This window comes from Ornithinibacillus xuwenensis, from assembly GCF_039614845.1.
Classification (GTDB): domain Bacteria; phylum Bacillota; class Bacilli; order Bacillales; family Amphibacillaceae; genus Ornithinibacillus; species Ornithinibacillus xuwenensis.
In genome coordinates this window covers 1-17,534 of sequence record NZ_JBDIML010000008.1, presented here as the reverse complement: position 1 = coordinate 17,534, position 17,534 = coordinate 1, and the positions used below count along the sequence as shown (strand labels likewise).

Annotated in this window: 15 protein-coding genes, 8 tRNA genes and 2 rRNA genes; 4 read left to right on the top strand and 21 right to left on the bottom strand. The window is 38.0% G+C overall.

Annotated elements, in window-relative coordinates:
• Window positions 1-207 precede the first annotated feature (207 nt).
• The 6 genes from ABC228_RS17055 to sigW all read right to left on the bottom strand — a co-directional run bounded on the left by ABC228_RS17055 (window position 208) and on the right by sigW (window position 7,134).
• Window positions 208-1,998: a S9 family peptidase gene (locus ABC228_RS17055; RefSeq protein ID WP_345826382.1), complete on the bottom strand. Its 1,791-nt coding sequence runs from the start codon at window positions 1,996-1,998 to the stop codon at window positions 208-210.
• A gap of 261 nt (window positions 1,999-2,259) precedes the next feature.
• Complete coding sequence (gene glmM, locus ABC228_RS17050; protein WP_345826381.1) at window positions 2,260-3,606, bottom strand: phosphoglucosamine mutase; 1,347 nt, start codon at window positions 3,604-3,606, stop codon at window positions 2,260-2,262.
• A gap of 69 nt (window positions 3,607-3,675) precedes the next feature.
• A complete protein-coding gene (locus tag ABC228_RS17045) occupies window positions 3,676-4,920 on the bottom strand; it encodes a CdaR family protein (RefSeq protein ID WP_345826380.1) in 1,245 nt (414 codons plus the stop codon).
• Window positions 4,913-5,734 (bottom strand): diadenylate cyclase CdaA, encoded by an 822-nt coding sequence (cdaA, locus tag ABC228_RS17040; RefSeq protein ID WP_345826379.1) that lies wholly within the window; start codon window positions 5,732-5,734, stop codon window positions 4,913-4,915. Before cdaA ends, ABC228_RS17045 begins: the two co-directional genes overlap by 8 nt.
• 179 nt (window positions 5,735-5,913) lie before the next feature.
• Entirely contained in the window at window positions 5,914-6,555 is a 642-nt protein-coding gene (locus ABC228_RS17035; RefSeq protein WP_345826378.1) for a zf-HC2 domain-containing protein, read from the bottom strand.
• A 15-nt stretch (window positions 6,556-6,570) separates the two neighbouring features.
• Window positions 6,571-7,134, bottom strand: a complete 564-nt coding sequence (sigW, locus tag ABC228_RS17030) for an RNA polymerase sigma factor SigW (protein WP_345826377.1) — start codon at window positions 7,132-7,134, stop codon at window positions 6,571-6,573.
• Window positions 7,135-7,366: 232 nt separating this feature from the next.
• Between sigW and ABC228_RS17025 the strand changes: the two genes are divergently transcribed.
• The gene (locus tag ABC228_RS17025; RefSeq protein WP_345826376.1) at window positions 7,367-7,522 is read left to right on the top strand and encodes an aspartyl-phosphate phosphatase Spo0E family protein; all 156 of its coding nucleotides are present in this window, start codon (window positions 7,367-7,369) and stop codon (window positions 7,520-7,522) included.
• Between the two features lie 48 nt (window positions 7,523-7,570).
• Here the strand turns inward: ABC228_RS17025 and rocF are convergent, their stop codons facing one another.
• From rocF to ABC228_RS16970, 11 genes are all read right to left on the bottom strand, one after another.
• Entirely contained in the window at window positions 7,571-8,470 is a 900-nt protein-coding gene (gene rocF / locus ABC228_RS17020) for an arginase (protein ID WP_345826375.1), read from the bottom strand.
• A gap of 138 nt (window positions 8,471-8,608) precedes the next feature.
• Window positions 8,609-9,718: a phosphomevalonate kinase gene (locus ABC228_RS17015; RefSeq protein ID WP_345826374.1), complete on the bottom strand. Its 1,110-nt coding sequence runs from the start codon at window positions 9,716-9,718 to the stop codon at window positions 8,609-8,611.
• Window positions 9,702-10,694: a diphosphomevalonate decarboxylase gene (gene mvaD, locus ABC228_RS17010; RefSeq protein ID WP_345826373.1), complete on the bottom strand. Its 993-nt coding sequence runs from the start codon at window positions 10,692-10,694 to the stop codon at window positions 9,702-9,704. The genes ABC228_RS17015 and mvaD overlap by 17 nt, the downstream gene beginning before the upstream one ends.
• A 28-nt stretch (window positions 10,695-10,722) precedes the next feature.
• Window positions 10,723-11,703 carry a mevalonate kinase gene (mvk, locus tag ABC228_RS17005; protein WP_345826372.1) on the bottom strand — a complete coding sequence of 327 codons (981 nt, stop codon included), beginning with the start codon at window positions 11,701-11,703 and terminating at the stop codon, window positions 10,723-10,725.
• On the bottom strand, window positions 11,700-12,989 hold the full coding sequence (locus ABC228_RS17000; protein WP_345826371.1) for a hydroxymethylglutaryl-CoA reductase, degradative: 1,290 nt from the start codon (window positions 12,987-12,989) through the stop codon (window positions 11,700-11,702). Before ABC228_RS17000 ends, mvk begins: the two co-directional genes overlap by 4 nt.
• A 180-nt stretch (window positions 12,990-13,169) precedes the next feature.
• Window positions 13,170-13,242: transfer RNA gene (locus ABC228_RS16995), tRNA-Lys, on the bottom strand.
• Window positions 13,243-13,510: 268 nt separating this feature from the next.
• Window positions 13,511-13,582 (bottom strand) — tRNA-Gln (locus ABC228_RS16990).
• A 10-nt stretch (window positions 13,583-13,592) separates the two neighbouring features.
• Window positions 13,593-13,676, bottom strand: a tRNA-Tyr gene (locus ABC228_RS16985).
• Between the two features lie 41 nt (window positions 13,677-13,717).
• Window positions 13,718-13,793: transfer RNA gene (locus tag ABC228_RS16980), tRNA-Thr, on the bottom strand.
• 7 nt (window positions 13,794-13,800) lie between these two features.
• Window positions 13,801-13,876, bottom strand: a tRNA-Val gene (locus ABC228_RS16975).
• 3 nt (window positions 13,877-13,879) lie between these two features.
• Window positions 13,880-13,954: transfer RNA gene (locus ABC228_RS16970), tRNA-Glu, on the bottom strand.
• A gap of 245 nt (window positions 13,955-14,199) precedes the next feature.
• Here ABC228_RS16970 and fabI point away from each other — a divergent pair.
• From fabI to ABC228_RS16955, 3 genes are all read left to right on the top strand, one after another.
• Window positions 14,200-14,976 (top strand): enoyl-ACP reductase FabI, encoded by a 777-nt coding sequence (fabI, locus tag ABC228_RS16965; RefSeq protein ID WP_345826370.1) that lies wholly within the window; start codon window positions 14,200-14,202, stop codon window positions 14,974-14,976.
• Between the two features lie 84 nt (window positions 14,977-15,060).
• The gene (locus ABC228_RS16960; protein WP_345826369.1) at window positions 15,061-15,792 is read left to right on the top strand and encodes a YwaF family protein; all 732 of its coding nucleotides are present in this window, start codon (window positions 15,061-15,063) and stop codon (window positions 15,790-15,792) included.
• Between the two features lie 307 nt (window positions 15,793-16,099).
• Entirely contained in the window at window positions 16,100-16,660 is a 561-nt protein-coding gene (locus ABC228_RS16955; protein ID WP_345826368.1) for a hypothetical protein, read from the top strand.
• A 249-nt stretch (window positions 16,661-16,909) separates the two neighbouring features.
• Here ABC228_RS16955 and ABC228_RS16950 read toward each other — a convergent pair.
• From ABC228_RS16950 to ABC228_RS16935, 4 genes are all read right to left on the bottom strand, one after another.
• Window positions 16,910-16,982: transfer RNA gene (locus ABC228_RS16950), tRNA-Thr, on the bottom strand.
• Window positions 16,983-17,004: 22 nt separating this feature from the next.
• Window positions 17,005-17,079: transfer RNA gene (locus ABC228_RS16945), tRNA-Asn, on the bottom strand.
• 117 nt (window positions 17,080-17,196) lie between these two features.
• Window positions 17,197-17,312, bottom strand: a 5S ribosomal RNA gene (rrf, locus tag ABC228_RS16940).
• A gap of 103 nt (window positions 17,313-17,415) precedes the next feature.
• Window positions 17,416-17,534 (bottom strand): 23S ribosomal RNA (locus tag ABC228_RS16935); the annotation flags it as partial.

The window sequence follows — 17,534 nt, the reverse complement described above, 5'->3', positions numbered from 1 at the left end:
CACTTCAATCGTTCATTTTTCCACTATGAAAGCCTTTCTGACAATATTTTGTCTGCAATTTTTTTCTGAAATATATCCTAAATAAACACTGCTTTCCCATCCATCCTCTATTTCATTACGTGTTACATCCATTCGAAGTTACGCTGTTTCTTAAGTCTCATTAATATGAAAAGCACATGGAAATATAATTCCATGTGCCTTAACGCCTTATCCTTGATGCTTTTCTAAGAAATCAAGCATCATATTATATACTTTTATTTCGTTTTCTTTCTTAGAAAACCCGTGACCTTCATCCTCTAAAACAAGGTATTCAACATTGCGGCCTTTTTCTTTTAGCTTTGCAACGATTTGGTCAGATTCTTCTTTTACAACACGTGGATCTTTTGCACCTTGAATTACTAGCATTGGTTTCACCATTGTATCCAGATACGTAATTGGAGAATCCTTGATAAAGCGCTCTTTATCACGTTCAGGATCACCAACCCATCGTTCCATCATTGGCTTCCAATGTGGTGGTACAGAATTTACGAATGTGAATAAGTCGGAAGGACCAAAGATATCCACAACAGCTTTGAAATACTCTGGATGACGACCATGTAATAATAGTGACATATATCCACCATAGCTGCCACCAACTAAGAATAATTTCTCGCGGTCGGTAATATTATTTTCAAATAACCATTCAATTCCTGCTACACAGTCAAGTCTCGGGCCATGTCCCCAGTCCTGTTCCACTAACTTCACAAACGATGAACCATAGCCTGTACTTCCACGGAAGTTAGGAGCAAAAATTGTATATCCGCGATTTAATGCACTTTGGAACATGGCACGGAACATTTTACGCTCAGAAGCCTGTGGACCACCATGTGGCCAGAAAATAGTGTGACCATTATCATTATCAGGGTTTGCTCTAAATAGTAATGCCTCGATTTCCATATCATCAAATGATTGATAGGTTACAACCTCAGGCTCTACCATTTCCGCTTCACTAACACCAAGAACACGACTATTTGTTAAACTATCCCAAGCTGAACCGTCCGTTGATTTGAAAATGTTAAATGGTTTAGTAGCACTTCTACCTAAAAGATAAAGATTTCCTGCTTTTGTAACAACCAAATTCTCAATTACATCAACCGGTGCCGTTAGCCTATCAAGCTTTTCAGTTCCTAAGTCATAGCGATACAACACATCGGTTACACCTTTTTCGGTTACCAAATACAAGACATTATTTTCTTTGTCGTATTTTAGATCATTGACACTTTCATTATCAATGCTCACAACCGCTTCAAAAGATTTTGATGTCAAATTATATTTTGCAACATAAGTATATTCACTTTCATAGTTTGTCGTAAAATAAATGTCATTTTCTCCAACAAAAATAGGACTACTTGCAACATGTACTTTCTCAGGATCTGGCGTTAAGCTAACCATCTCCTCGCCATCTTTTACAAACAACTGTATATATGTATTTGCTAACAGTCGCATATAAACGAAAACATCTTCACCTTCTGATACTGCCGCAAGATAGGTTGGACCCTTCTCACCTTCGTTAACAAGTGTATCGGAGTTATCCTCAAGATTTCGAACACGTGTATTTAGAAAGTTAGAATTCCCTTCAGACGTTAAATAATAGACTCGATTCCCATCTTTACTAAGGTGTGCAAAGTAATATTTTTCAGAAGGGTCTCCAGTTATTAATGCTTGTGGTATACCACCCTCACTCGGAACGGCATAGATTTGATAATTTTCATCGCCATCATGATCATATCCCGTTAAAACATAGCGATTTTCTGGATCGAATTTAATAAAGTTGGTTGATTGATCCTTTTGCGCAAATAGGTAAGGAAACGTACCTGGCAAATCCATTGCCCATAAATTCATTTTGCCATTTAAATTCGTGTTAAAAATGAGTCGTTTCTCATCTCGGCTTACAGCAAAATCAGATATCACATACGTACGCAAAAATTGTTCAACGGTTGGTTTTGAAAAATTTAGCATCACATTTTCCCCCTTAAATTTTTTGTATAATCTAAGCTGTTAGAAAAATTATACTTATACGTTAAGTATAGCGTATTTCACTATTTTCTGACAGCTTAAGAACCTTTCTTCCATTATACGAAGTACAAGGTTTTATTAGAATAGTCGGAGGTTGGTTTTTAACTACGACTCCAGACTGATTTTTTTGAAAGTATGCATTAAGCTGGTATGCAGATTTCCATAAAAAAAACCGCTCCCTTTGAGAGCAGTTCCTTTATTCCTTTATTCCTTTATACCTAATAAATCTTCGATTAGATTTGCAATTTGATCGGTGTACTTTACGCACTCTTCTTTTGATGGCGCTTCAACCATTACACGTACAAGTGGTTCTGTACCAGATGGTCTTACTAGAACACGTCCATTACTTCCTAAAGCTTCTTCTACCTTTTCAATTTCTTGGTTAATGGTAGGATCGTTTAATGCTTTCTCTTTATCGGTAACGCGAACGTTCTTTAGCACTTGTGGAAAAACTGTCATTTCGCTAGCAAGCTCTGATAAAGGTTTACCAGTCTCCTTCATGACATTCACTAACTGAATAGCTGAGAGCATCCCATCTCCAGTCGTACTATAATCTAAGAAGATAATATGACCAGATTGTTCCCCACCTAGATTGTAGCCACCTCTTCGCATTTCTTCCATGACATACCGGTCCCCAACTGCTGTTTTATCGCTACGCATGCCATTTTCTTCTATCGCTTTATAGAATCCAATATTACTCATTACAGTTGAAACTACCGTGTTATGACGTAGGAATCCTTTATCGTTCATATATTTCGCACATATAAACATAATCTGATCGCCGTCAACAATGTTTCCTTTTTCATCAACAGCAATTAATCTATCGCCGTCTCCATCAAAGGCTAGCCCAATGTCTGCTCCCTTTTCCACAACGAAAGCCTGTAGTGTTTCCGGATGAGTAGAACCTACTCCATCATTAATATTGAGGCCATCTGGAGATGCACCAATTGTATATAAATCAGCTTCTAAATCTGCAAACAAATGAGTAGCTAGGCCAGACGTAGCTCCATGTGCACAATCAAGCGCAATACTGATTCCTTCAAAATCATTATCGATTGATTCCTTTAGGAAAGAAAGGTATTTATGACCCGCTTCAAAATAATCTGCAACTACACCGATGTCAGCACCTACTGGTCTTGGTAGGTTGTCCTCTTGATCGAGTAGTCGTTCTATTTCTTCTTCCTGGGCATCTAGTAATTTAAAACCATCTGGTCCAAAAAACTTAATTCCATTATCTGCAACAGGATTGTGAGATGCCGAAATCATAACCCCAGCTTGTGCACTTGTTGCTTTTGTTAGATAAGCAACACCAGGTGTTGAAATAACTCCAAGTCGCATAACTTCAGCACCAATGGATAAGAGACCGGCTACTAAAGCTCCTTCTAGCATATTCCCGGAAATACGTGTATCACGGCCAATTAACACTCTAGGTTTTGTTGTTTCCTTTGTTAAAACATAGCCGCCAAATCTCCCTAATTTAAATGCTAGTTCAGGCGTTAGTTCCTTATTTGCTACTCCTCTTACACCATCTGTTCCAAAATATTTACCCATTTTTGTACCTCTCCTTTACATCCTGTATCTGGACGTTATTTAAGTACGATTCACCATATATTCGTTCTATTAAGATTCTTCTATCTCAATCGTTACTTCCTTAATGTTCGCGCTATACGTAACATTTTCCGGACCTTCAATTGTTATCGGCACGGTATGTTCACCAGTATCTAGTCCGTCAGCATCTACAAAGACCCGAAAGTCCTCTGCACTTAATTCCTTAACATCTTGTTCATTTCCCGTGACGGATATACTTATTTGCGGGTCATCCGGTTCAATAAAACTAACGGATTGACCACTGCCTAGGTTGTCCACCTCAATGGTTACATCATCAATAGACTTTGTTTGCTCCAGTACTACTTCCACTTCGATTTCCTCAACACCTGGGGCTTGTACTCTTTCTGGCAAAGCTAAGCCAACTTTCATCGTTCCTGATTCAGATAACTCAGACAGATCGATTGGTTCTGTTTTTACCTCTTCTAAGCTCTCCAAAATCTCTGTTATCGCAAATACCTCAGCTTCCTCGACAGATGGTACCATTGATTTAATCGTATATCCTTCCGGTAACTCACCCGTTGTGGCTACACTCACCGGAACCTTCTTACTTGGATTATCAATGGTAGCAGATACAACAATTGTAGCTGGTTCTACGATTACGCCTAGCTCATTACCTTGACTGTCATAGACATTGACAGGAATCTCTCTATTCTTGATTGATTCGGTTACCCCTGTTAAATCAACAAATACTTTTACAATCGCAATTCGATCGATAACTTCCTCCGAGCTGGTAATCGTGACGGTATCTGTATTCAACTCATAATCAGATACCTCATAGCCTTCCGGAAGTTTATCCTCATTAATGAAATCGACACTAACATCAAATTCATTCGAAGCTCGTTCTTCAATAATGACATTAATCGTTTTTGGTTCTACATAGACACCTAGCTTATCTGAAATACCCTCATACTGAATTTCCACCTCGTGTTCGCCTTCTTTTAGATCTCGTAAATCGACAAACATCTCAAAGTTCTGCTGTTCAACCGTTGGCGTCAATTCACTTGATGGTCCTTCCAAGGTGATTTTAACTGTTTCTGGCACACCACTAACGACATATTTTTCACTATCTATTCGAATTCCTAATGGAACATCTTCAATTACCTTTGTCTCTGAGGACCCACCAAACAAAACAGAAAAAGGTATGGAACTGTCATTGGCAGTATCTGCTTCCTCAATGGAGACAAATACATATAACAAAATTGCAAACCCTAAAGAAAGTCCCCGGATAAACCATTTGCTTCTAAACCAATTATCCATTCTTTTTCCCTCCTAGCTTCCAAGTCTTTTTCTCGGAAGTTCTATGAGTTGGAGATAAGTTTTCAAGCAAAAAGTCTCGTAATCCGTCTTGACTTAAATCCCTACGGAGCTCACCATTCTTGGTTCCAGAGACACTACCAGTCTCCTCAGAAACAACAATGGTTAAAGCATCAGTTACTTCACTTATACCCATTGCCGCTCGGTGTCTTGTTCCAAGTTCTTTGGAAATAAAAGGACTTTCGGATAAAGGTAGATAGCATGCAGCTGCAACAATTTCATCTTCTTTAATAATAACTGCACCATCATGGAGTGGCGTATTCGGTGTAAAGATATTGGTTAATAGCTGATGTGTTAGTTTACCGTTAATAGGTATCCCTGTTTCTATGTATTCTCCAATACCTGTTTCACGTTCGATTGTAATCAAAGCACCGATACGACGCTTCGCCATGTAATTACAGGAATGAACAATGTCTGTAATCATTTTCTCAAACTTTTCTTCTTCGGATCTGGAGCCTCTTGAGAAGAGGTTTCCACGACCGATTTGCTCTAATGCTCTTCTGAGCTCTGGTTGGAATAAGATGAAAATAACAAGAAATCCCCATCTAATTATCTGATCAGTCGCCCACATTAACGTTTTCAGTTCAAATAATATACTTAATAGACGTACCACAAAAACAACGACGATACCTTTTAATAGCTGAATCGCCTTTGTGCCTCGAATTAACATGATTAATTTATATAAAACATACCAGACGAGACCTATATCAACGCCTATTCTGAGTAGGTCCACAAAAGTAAAATCCCCATTCGGCATGTCTGCACTTCCTTCTTTACATCAATTTCTCTTCCAAATAAAAAATACCGTATCTATTATATCATAATTTGCATGATTATTCGTTACTTAGCCCGTCCGAATTTATACCGAACATTCATTGATTAAAATTTTACTTATTATTTAACATGAACAAAAACCTGGCCACTAAACCAGGTTTTTTACTCACCGATAGAAAATATTCCTTTAAACAGATTTTGAATATGGTACCAAACCCACTCAAAGATTCGATCTACTTCCTTTAATTCACCATTGACCTCGCCGACCGATGCCATTAAGCCATCACTATCTAAGCCATCCTCATCAATTAACGTTCCATTAATTAATGTTACGTTTCCATCAACAACACCATCAATTTTCAAATTACCATTGTGAACAACTAAGTCTCCTTTAACTGTTACGCCCTCAGGTACAATAACGGTATCACCTTTGATAATTAAATTATCTGGATTCGAAACCGTTAATTTTGTACCTTGTTCCCACGCCGAGAACAGTCCTGTAAACATAAAGATGAAAAATATCGCAGCCGCCGTAAGGGCTGGATGCATTCTAAACCATCTTAAATATTTCACATGCTTTTTCTCGATTGGTAACTGTTGCATTACCTTCTGCGTAAAATCATCAGGTGTCTTAACACTTTCTGTACTTTGAATTAATGTGATGGTTCTTTTTAATTCATGAAGATGTTTTTGACATTCCAAACACCCTTCAAGATGGGTCTTTAGACTGGACTCTTCTTCTCTTGTGATGTCTCCATCTAAATGTTTATGCATCAAACTCAATGCTTCTTTATTACAATCCAATTGGATTCACTCCTTTTAAACATGACGAAGCTTTTTACGTAATGCTTCCCTACCTCGATGAATTCTTGTTTTAACCGTCCCTATTGGAATATCTAATATATCACTAATCTCCTGAAGGGAAAAGTCTTCTAAATAGCGTAACATAATGATACCGCGGTATTTAGGAGGAAGCTCTGCTATTTGTTTTTGAATATATGACTGAAGTTCCCTTCCCTCTAGTTCATCATCAGGAAGTCTATCATCTGCAGCTAGTTGCGAATACATATCTAAGCCGTCTGTCCCTTTTACTTCAGCATCAAGATAATAGTCAGGTTTTCGTTTACGTAACCGGTCTATCGTCAGATTCGTCGCGATACGATATAACCAAGTTGAAAACTTTCTACGATCATCGTAGGAGTGGATGTTGACATACGCACGTATAAAGGCTTCCTGAGCAATATCCTCTGCTTCGTGCGTATTCCCGAGCATTCTTAGACAATGTTGATATATTTTATCTTGATAAAACATCACCACATCTTCATATGCAGCTTGATTCCCTTTTTTTACTTGTTTGATTTTCTCTCTGATCATTAATTCCATCTCTTGTACCTCCGCTTAATGCGGTATTAAACCTTACGAATTACATCAAAAAAGGTTTCACTTTTTTTATAAATTTAGGCGAATTTTTATAAATAAATTAAATAGTAAACATTTTCCATTCCATTATAACGCATTATAGCTAAAAAATATGTATTTTTCTTAATTTAGTGTTGCAAAATAATAATTTATTCGGGTATTATAGTTTAATGTAATGTAATAGGGGGAATATCGTATGGATAAGCTTTTGCAAAAGATAGAGCAATGTCGCAAAGAGATGATTGCACTTAGTGATACACATAAATTAAACTCGGAAGTAATCGTAGAAAAAAGTAAAAAGTTAGATCATCTATTAAATGAGTATCGAATGAATAATATGACGAATAATTAATAATAAAAAGACATCAATTTAACATTAATGCCTTTTTATTTTTTGGATTTATTTAAGCTTCTCGCCAAATAAAGAACCCATTAATCCAACAGCTAATGTAGCTGTTTTATTTTTTTCATCTAATATTGGATTTACCTCTACAACTTCAAATGACGTAATTAGTTCAGAGTCAGATAACATTTCCATCGCTAAATGACTTTCGCGATATGTCATGCCTCCTAAGACCGGTGTTCCAACACCTGGAGCTTCTGTAGGATCTAACCCGTCCAAATCAAGGCTGAGATGAACTCCGTCTGTATTTTCCTTCAAATAATGAATCGCTTCTTCCATTACTGCAGACATTCCCATTCGGTCAATCTCATGCATGGTATAAACCTTAATTCCTTTTTCTCGAATTAATTCTCTTTCACCAGGATCTAATGAACGAGCGCCAATAATTACGATATTTTCTGGTTTAACCTTTGGTGCATATCCAAATAGATTCGTTAATCTCTCATCACCTATACCTAGACTAACCGCTAGTGGCATTCCGTGAATATTACCAGATGGTGATGTTTCACTCGTATTCAAGTCTCCATGCGCATCATACCAGATGACACCAAGATTCTTATAATGCTTGGATATACCAGCTAAGCTACCGATTGCGATGCTATGATCCCCACCTACTATTAGTGGAAATCGATCCTTTTGAATCTCTTCATCCACCATTCTAGCTAGCGTTTCATTTGCCTCTATAACTTGCTCTAAGTTTTTTAAATTACTTTCTTTATCCACAGTAGTTGCGGGACGATTTATTGCTATGTCCCCCAGATCATGTATGTCATATTCTAAGCTCTCTATCTTCTCAATTGCTCCAGCATAACGGAGTGCACTTGGCCCCATATCTACCCCACGACGACTTTGACCTAAATCCATTGGGACACCAATTAAAGAAATTTTATTTTTCATAATTTACCGCCACCTCCAACATTTATTGTACCTTACTTTATTTGAACGACTCAACTCGACAACTTTTTGAATATTTATACATCGATTCAGATTGTGTTAAATCTAAAATAGGCACCGTCATCCGAGACGATACCTACTCTATATGGCCTTAGCTCCATTAGGGTACGGAAGAAGATCTAACGGGATGATTCCTTCTTGACGCCAAGCTTCCTCTAACGCTTTAGCGCTTTCTGGTGATGGCATAAAAGCGATTCCACAGTCACCGCCTCCGGCTCCTGATTGCTTTGCTGCCCCTCCATGTTGTTCAGCTAAATCACATAATTTTTTTATCATTGGGGTTTCTAATTCCGTTTGCGCCTCTTTTCCTACTGTTACTAATGCCGTTCTATTTTGTTTAATACCTTTAAACAATAAGGATTTATTCTCATTTTCTATTCCAGTCATAATGTTCGTAACCGCTTCCTCACTACTATGTAAAAATTCCTGGAACTTTAACGGCTTACTTTCCTTCAAGCTTATTATTTGTTTAACAAGATTTCCTGTTGATGCAGGACTACCTGTCCAACCGATGCAAAGATAAATATCACTCGGAAGTTTCATTGGTCTAACCGAAAGGAATTGCCAGTTGCTATCGACTAGATTGGAAATAAATTCATTATGATGATACTGTTCTCTTAGCCATTCAGCTTGAAAAGAGGAATAGTGCAATATCCCACCATAAGCTGAAGCAGCAACATCTGCTCCAGACCCATTTCCTTGTGCTCTTACATGCGAGATAGACGCTAACTTAAACACTAGTTGTGGATCCGGTTTTTCTTTTACATGCATTTGTAAAACTGCTGTTATGACACCTACAACTACTGCCGCACTCGAGCCCAGTCCATATTTTTTCCCTGAATCTTTATCATCTAATTCACTTCTTATACGGAGGGAAAGATGTTTTAAAGGATACTTATTTTCCTGCAAATACATACATGCGACCGACATCGCCTCTTCAACAAAATTCACCCTGCTATCTGTTGTTGCAATCCTAACTTGATTTTGTTGATATTCCCAGCTTAAATCACGAAGCATAAATTTTTCTAATGATATACGATTGGTTTTACTTTCTTGGATATCTACATATACAAAACGATTAACAGCCATAACAGCTAGCTGTTGATACGGTTCCAAGACCGCAAACTCACCAGCCATCATTAATTTTCCAGGCACTTGTATCGTTAAGGAAGAGTTAGACAAATTCGTCATCCCCTAAATAGGTTATACCTTGCCCTGCACAGCTCAATTTTACATCATCCACTCCCGGTATACTTCGAAGTGTTTGTTGAACTTCTTCTTCATGTTCAGGAAGATAAAGAACCTTCACATTTGGTCCAGCATCAATTGTGAAGTAGGCAGGAATACCAGATGCTCTTAATGCCTGAACAGATTGCATAACCGACATAGTCGAATCTAACCAATACGTAAAAGGAGGGTTAGCACCTAAGGTTGTTGCATGCATCTTTAGGCAGTTTGCTTCGGCAATTTCTCCTACCTTTTCAAAGTCGCGATCTAAAATACCTTGTTTAATTGCGTCAATCTCACTAGGAATACTTTCAATCCAGCCTTTAAAAAAGGGAGAAGTCTCTACCGTTCTCTTCATCCCTGCCCTACTGGATACTTTTTTCATTTTTGCCGAGAGAACAACTGCAGCAACGCGAAGATCCCAGTGGTTTTGCGGGGCAATCGGGACAGCATATGAATCTGAACCATCCGCTTTTTCCCCTTGCTGCCATTCTGCAAACCCACCGAATATCGAGCGACATGCTGACCCAGAGCCCTGGCGAGTAAGGCGAGATAGTTCTGAATCCGATAACTCTAATCCAATTGCCTTGCTGGAAGCAGCAGCAAGTGCAGCAAAACCAGAGGCCGAGGAAGCAAATCCTGCAGCTGTTGGGACCGCATTGATAGACTCAACCTCTGCGTAGATATTCTTCTGTGCTAGATTACGAACTAAATCAAGAAATTGCGTAACTCGATTATATTGTTCCCCTTCAATACGCGTGCCATTTAATAAGAAGGTATCCTTTTGTAAATCTTCTTTAAACACGACTCGAGTAGAGGTGTAAAATCCATCTAATGTTAACGATAGACTGTTATTGGTTGGGAGAATCAACGCTTCATTCCGTTTTCCCCAATATTTTATTAATGCAATATTTGTATGTGCCTTTGCTATTGCTTTCATTATGGTTCCCCTTTTCACATACTGTTTATTAATCCTGCTTTCTTAGCACAAATGGCCAAACAGCATGTGCACCGAACTCTTTTAACTTCTCAGCGAGTTGTCTTGAGTGTATCTCATTTTTGGCTAAGGCAATAATACAGCCACCATTACCGCCACCTGTTAACTTCGCACCGAGTGCTCCTTCTTTTCGAGCAAAATTAATCAATCGATCTAAACCGTCATCACTTACACCAAGAGCAGCTAATTCCTTTTGAGCCTCATTTAGCATTTGCCCCAATAAGTTCTTTCCCGCTTTTTCCAATGCATGTTTAACAAGATGTGTAAGCTCACCAATTCTTTCGATTTTTGCTTGTATTTTTTTCGGAGCCTTCTTTAATAAATGAGCAACAGATTCAACCGCTGATCGAGTATCACCAATTCGACCGGAATCAGCCACAATGAAATGAAAGTCTTCATTCGGTCTTATAAAGCTTATTGGATGTTCCTTCTCAAACCAAACTGGCGATTCGGAAGTAATTGTCAATGTATCAATTCCACTTGGTGATCCATGAGCAAATTTTTCAGCTATATTGGCAAATTTTAATAATTCTTTCTCTGAATATTCCACTTCTGCATATGCAAAGAGAGACCTTATAATTGCAATCGCAACCGAAGCACTTGATCCCAGTCCTTTTCCAGGAGGTATGGACGATTTAACTCGTATAATCATATCCCTTTTAGGAAGACCTAGATAGCTTAGCGTAGAATGAATACTATTGACGATTCCTTCTAACGCCAAGGGGGCAGAATCCATCGTACCTTGGTAAAAAGTGCTATCAAACTTAATAGGTCCAGTTCGATGCTCAATTACCGATTCTACACCTACCAAAGGAAAGGGAATTGCTATTGCAGGTTGCCCGTGTACAACTGCATGCTCGCCAATCAATATTAGTTTACTATGCGCAACTCCGATTCCGGTTTTTTCAGTCGTTATATAATTATCTGTTATGGTTACCTTTTCTGCACTCATTTTGTATATTGTTCCACCAATTCTTTAGCTTTACCTACACGGATTTCTTTTTCTTTCACTAATTGTTCAGCTATAATATCAATCATCTCCCCAGTTGCGCCTGCAGCTATAGCAACAGAACGTGAATGCAATGCCATATGGCCTTTTTGAATGCCATCTGTCACGAGTGCCTTTAAAGCACCAAGGTTTTGTGCTAAACCTACAGAAACAATTACTTGTGCAAGCTCTGAAGCTGATTCTACATGTAATATCTTATGCGCTAGTTGTGAAACTGGATGTACTCGGATGGCTCCGCCTACAGTACCAATTGACATTGGTAACTCTAATTCTCCAACGAGATTACCTTCCGCATCTACATACCATTTTGTCATGGAGCGATAGCTTCCATAACGAGCTGCATATGCATGTGCTCCAGCTTCCACAGCTCGCCAATCATTTCCTGTTGCAATTACTACAGGGTCGATTCCATTCATGATTCCTTTATTATGGGTAACAGCACGATAAGGATCAGAATCTGCGAATTCAAAGGCATGAACCACGCCATCTCTAACCTCTTCACCAGAATATTCGCCAGTAACCAATAATTTAGGGGGGATTACACATTTAGCCCGAGCGACACAACGATCAGCGAGATTAGATAGTATACGTAAGTAAACTTTTCCAGAGGTCAACTTTTCCACCGTTGGTGCTAAGGATTCAACCATTGTATTAACAATGTTTGCCCCCATTGCATCACAAGTATCGATATATAAATGTAATACAAGCATCTTTCCGTAATCAGAATTCGGGGAATCGTTTAATATTCGAACATCCAGGTCCTGTGAACCGCCACCTCTAGCCACAATACTTGGATAAGCTGCATTTGCTGCATCAATTAAATCCTGCTTCGCTTCTAATAATGCCTGTTTAGCTACTGCGTAATCAGCACACCCGACAACTTGGATTTGGCCAATCATAATTCTTTCTGATGCTTCTGTAGTAAATCCCCCAGCATCACGTACTATCTTTGCAATATGACTAGCAGAAGCTACAACGGATGGTTCTTCAATTGCCATAGGTATGATATATTCTTTCCCGTTAATTAAAAAGTTCAATCCTAATCCTAAAGGAAGTTGAAAAGTCCCGACAACATTCTCAATCATTTTATCAGCGGTTTCGACTGGTAATACACCATCTGAATCCAATGCTTTTATATCTTCTGCTGATAGATCAAGTGTCTGACTTAATAACGCTTTTCTTTCTTCAACTGATTTCTTATAAAAACCAGGAATCCTAGAAGATCTCATACCAACCATCCCTTTATATTATCTATTTATAAGTAAAAGTTATTATTATTTATAGCGCTAAATTCTTCCTATTATAAAAAGAATTACTCTATCTATTATGTTAAAAAAACGTTTAAAATGCAAATAAAAACAAGGTTGCTACACATAACAACCTTGTTTTTATTTGCGCTATTTTATTGATGAGCCATGAAGGATTCGAACCTTCGACCCTCTGATTAAAAGTCAGATGCTCTACCGACTGAGCTAATGGCTCGTGAAATGATTCAAAAATCAATATTGTTTACATGACACCAGCAGCTTCCAGAAAATTCATAAAATTGAATGGTTCGGGGTTACCCGTGGTGTATTCGGTAGAAGTAATTCTCCAAAGATGCTCGTCGTGTTGCAAGATCATTCAGTGAAGTAGCACTCCTCGCAAACCTGCACATAGTAGAAGATTCAAAGATGCTAGCGGTTTGCTCTACCGACTGAGCTAATGGCTCAAAAAATATGTATAAAACATCTCGTAAAAATAAAAAAAGCTGGGCTACCAGGATTCGAACCTGGGAATCACGGGACCAAAACCCGTTGCCTTACCGCTTGGCTATAGCCCAATAATCTAAATGGTGGAGGGGGGCAGATTCGAACTGCCGAACCCGAGGGAGCGGATTTACAGTCCGCCGCGTTTAGCCACTTCGCTACCCCTCCGTATTTAGTGTAGTTATTTTCTTGTATTTTATACATAAAAATGGTGCCGGCCAGAGGACTTGAACCCCCAACCTACTGATTACAAGTCAGTTGCTCTACCAATTGAGCTAGGCCGGCATGGTAATGGTGGAGGATACAGGGCTCGAACCTGTGACCCCCTGCTTGTAAGGCAGGTGCTCTCCCAGCTGAGCTAATCCTCCATATGGTGACCCGTACGGGATTCGAACCCGTGTTACCGCCGTGAAAGGGCGGTGTCTTAACCGCTTGACCAACGGGCCAATAAACTAGGAATTAATAACTTGTCTTGCAGTCAACGAATTTTATTATATACAGATTTAAACCCTTTGTAAAGAGAAAATCGATATTTTTTTTAAAAATTTTATTGCAGCCTATAAAATCCCGTCCTCATAAGGTTATCAATGCCCAAAGATTAATAAATTTATTGAAAAAAATTGGTTTTTAGTTTAAAAAATGATAAATTAGAATAAGGTACTAATAGTTAATCATAAAATGGAGGTTCAAAATGACGGAACTATTAAAAAATAAAAATATTGTTGTAATGGGTGTTGCAAATGAGCGAAGTATTGCTTGGGGAATAACAAAATCATTACACAATGCTGGCGCGAATATGATTTTTACGAATAGACAAGAAAGATCCTATAACAAGTTAGTGAAATTATTAGATCAGAATAATATTGAAGCGAAACTCATTGTATCTTGCGATGTTGCTGATGATGAAAGTATTACAAAAGCTTTTCATGAAATAAAAGAAAAAGTCGGTGTAATTCACGGACTAGTACATGCTGTTGCATTTGCAGATCGTGACGATCTAAAAGGTGAGTTTGCTGATACATCCCGAGATGGTTTTCTATTGGCGCAAAATATTAGTGCATTTTCTCTAGTTGCTGTAACGAAAGCCGCAAAACCGTTAATGACGGAGGGCGGATGCATCGTTACCCAAACTTATCTTGGAGCTGAACGAGTAATACCAAACTACAATGTAATGGGTGTTGCCAAAGCATCATTAGAAGCTAGTGTAAGGTATTTAGCAGAAGATGTAGGAAAGCATGGCATTCGCGTAAATGCCGTGTCAGCAGGCCCTATTCGCACGCTAGCGGCTAAAGGTGTATCTGGCTTTAATGAGAAAATGGGAATTGTGGAAGAGAAAGCTCCATTACGTCGAAATGTTGATCAAGATCAAGTTGGAGATGCAACACTATTCTTTTTAAGTGATCTTTCAAGAGGTGTAACAGGAGAAGTTTTACATGTTGATTCTGGCTACCATATAATGGGTGGTTGATGAATAGTATAATTGTCATTTTAGGCGCTTGCTAGTAATAGTAAGCGTCCTTTTACTCTATTGAATTCCTGCGGGGGGATACACATGAATGATTGGTTTGGAAGTAACATTGTAGAACCATTTAACGTGTTCGGAAAGTATCATCTTGTTATTATCTTCATCTACATAATTGGTTTATTATTTCTAGTAATCTATTCAACTAAATTAAGAAATAAGTCATTATTAAACACGATATTACGCTGGGGATTATTTAGCAGTCTCATTCTTTCTGAGCTAAGCTACCAAACTTGGGGAATTGTGAATGGTTCGTGGAACCCTGCTGAGTTCCTGCCTTTTCAATTATGTAGCATAGCTGGAATAATCGCCATACTCACACTTTATACAAGGAACAAGAAATTAATTCAAATCATCTTTTTTATTGGAATCATACCATCTTTCTTAGCAATCATTACACCGGAGTTACATCACGGTTATCCACATTTTCGATTTTGGCAATTCTTTTTACATCATGTTCTCTTATCTTGGGCTAGCATTTATCTCGTTATCGCAAATCCGTTTGCCTTAACACTGAAAAAGACTCTAGAATCTTATCTCTATTTATTATGTTATGCCGGTATCATAGGCTTTATCATGAACCCTTTGGCAAATGCTAATTTCTTGTTTTTAGCAAGAGCACCTTCAGCAAATACCCCACTTAACTTACTGGGTAATGGGCTATGGTATTATGTAAATCTATGTCTAGTTGGGTTATTCGTATTCTTACTACAATACGGCATCACTCGATTATTTAGCCGAATATGGCATAAAGTTAAATAAATCACTTTTTTCACGTAAGCTGAGTTGCATTTGTATGTAACTCTTATGCTTATTGTTAGTACTATTTAACTCTGTTAACAAAACAAGTATCAAGAAAAAGTGAAGCCGCCTTGCAGAAATTCAAATCTCTACTCTACTGAGTGGGGATTTTTTTGCTTTTATGTAGTTTTTTAACCTATTCCAAGAGGAAAAACAACTTACATTTCAAGCTAAAAATTATTATTAGATTCACACTAGTAGTATAGAGTATTAAGTTTGTTACAAACTATACAGGAACTGATTCTAAAAAACTATAGGAGGAAAATAAATGGATAGAAGCTTAATGTTGAATGATATTTATGAAAAAAGTATCGATCAAAACGCTTCATTGATATCCTATTGGAAAGAATTCTCCAATATCGATTCATGGCAATTCTGGTTTGTATTGGCATTATTAATTGTTCCACTAATTATATTATACGTTACTATCGATAGAACTAGGGTTTTCGAAATATTATTTTTTGGTTTTTCTGTTCATATGATGTGGACATACATCGATACGGTATTAGGCTCAACTACATTATTCGTACATACATATTTCTTAATTCCTTTGTTGCCATTTGCTTTTAGTTTAACGTCATCTGTTCTTCCTGTAGGCTTTATGCTTGTATACCAGTATTGTTTAAATCACAACAAAAACTTTTACCTGTTCACCATTCTTGTTAGTGCATTATTTTCCTTTGGATTTGCATCTCTTGAATTAATAATGGGATTAGTTGACTTTAATCGAGGTATGAATGAATTATACGTTTTCCTCATCGATTTAGGGGTTGTATTTTTATCCTATTGGCTAACTAAATTTATTAAAAAACTGAGCGTATCAAAATAAGCCCAACTGTTCCTACAGCTGGGCTTTAAACTTAGTATTATACATGATACTAAAATACACTAAACTAATGAAGGTAGTTAAAAATTATGGAAGTGTTTCAGAAAAACTCTTGGTATAACAATAGCTATTCACTCATTTGATAGCTTGGTCAAACTCCGAAAATAATAATGTTCGCTGCAAATTAGGAAACATAAAAATAGGCTTCCACTCTAATAGGAGTAAAAGCCTATATATCGAATTTTAAAAGAGAGCTTCCAAGCGGACTTGAACCGCTGACCCCTACCTTACCATGGTAGTGCTCTACCGACTGAGCTATGGAAGCATTTTGTAGTAAAACGCAAAAATGGCTCCACAGGTAGGACTCGAACCTACGACCGATCGGTTAACAGCCGATTGCTCTACCACTGAGCTACTGTGGAATAATAGTATTTGTTTATATACCTGAACCCTACATTGTCTAGACTACATATATTTTAGGGTTACTCCTAATTACAACTTTAGTTTATGTTGTAATTGAAATTTTATACAAAAAATTTGCCTGGCAACGTCCTACTCTCGCAGGGGCAATGCCCCAACTACCATCGGCGCTGAAGAGCTTAACTGCTGTGTTCGGTATGGGAACAGGTGTGGCCTCTTCGCCATCGTCACCAGACAAAGGGATGTTATTCTGAACAAATAATGAACAGAACCTCCAATATTCAATTGGATTTATACCCTGAAAACTAAATAAGCAACACAAACGACTCAAAAAAGTGTTAGTTAAGTCCTCGATCGATTAGTATCCGTCAGCTCCACGTGTCACCACGCTTCCACCTCGGACCTATCAACCTCATCGTCTCTGAGGGATCTTACTCACTCGAAGTGATGGGAAGTC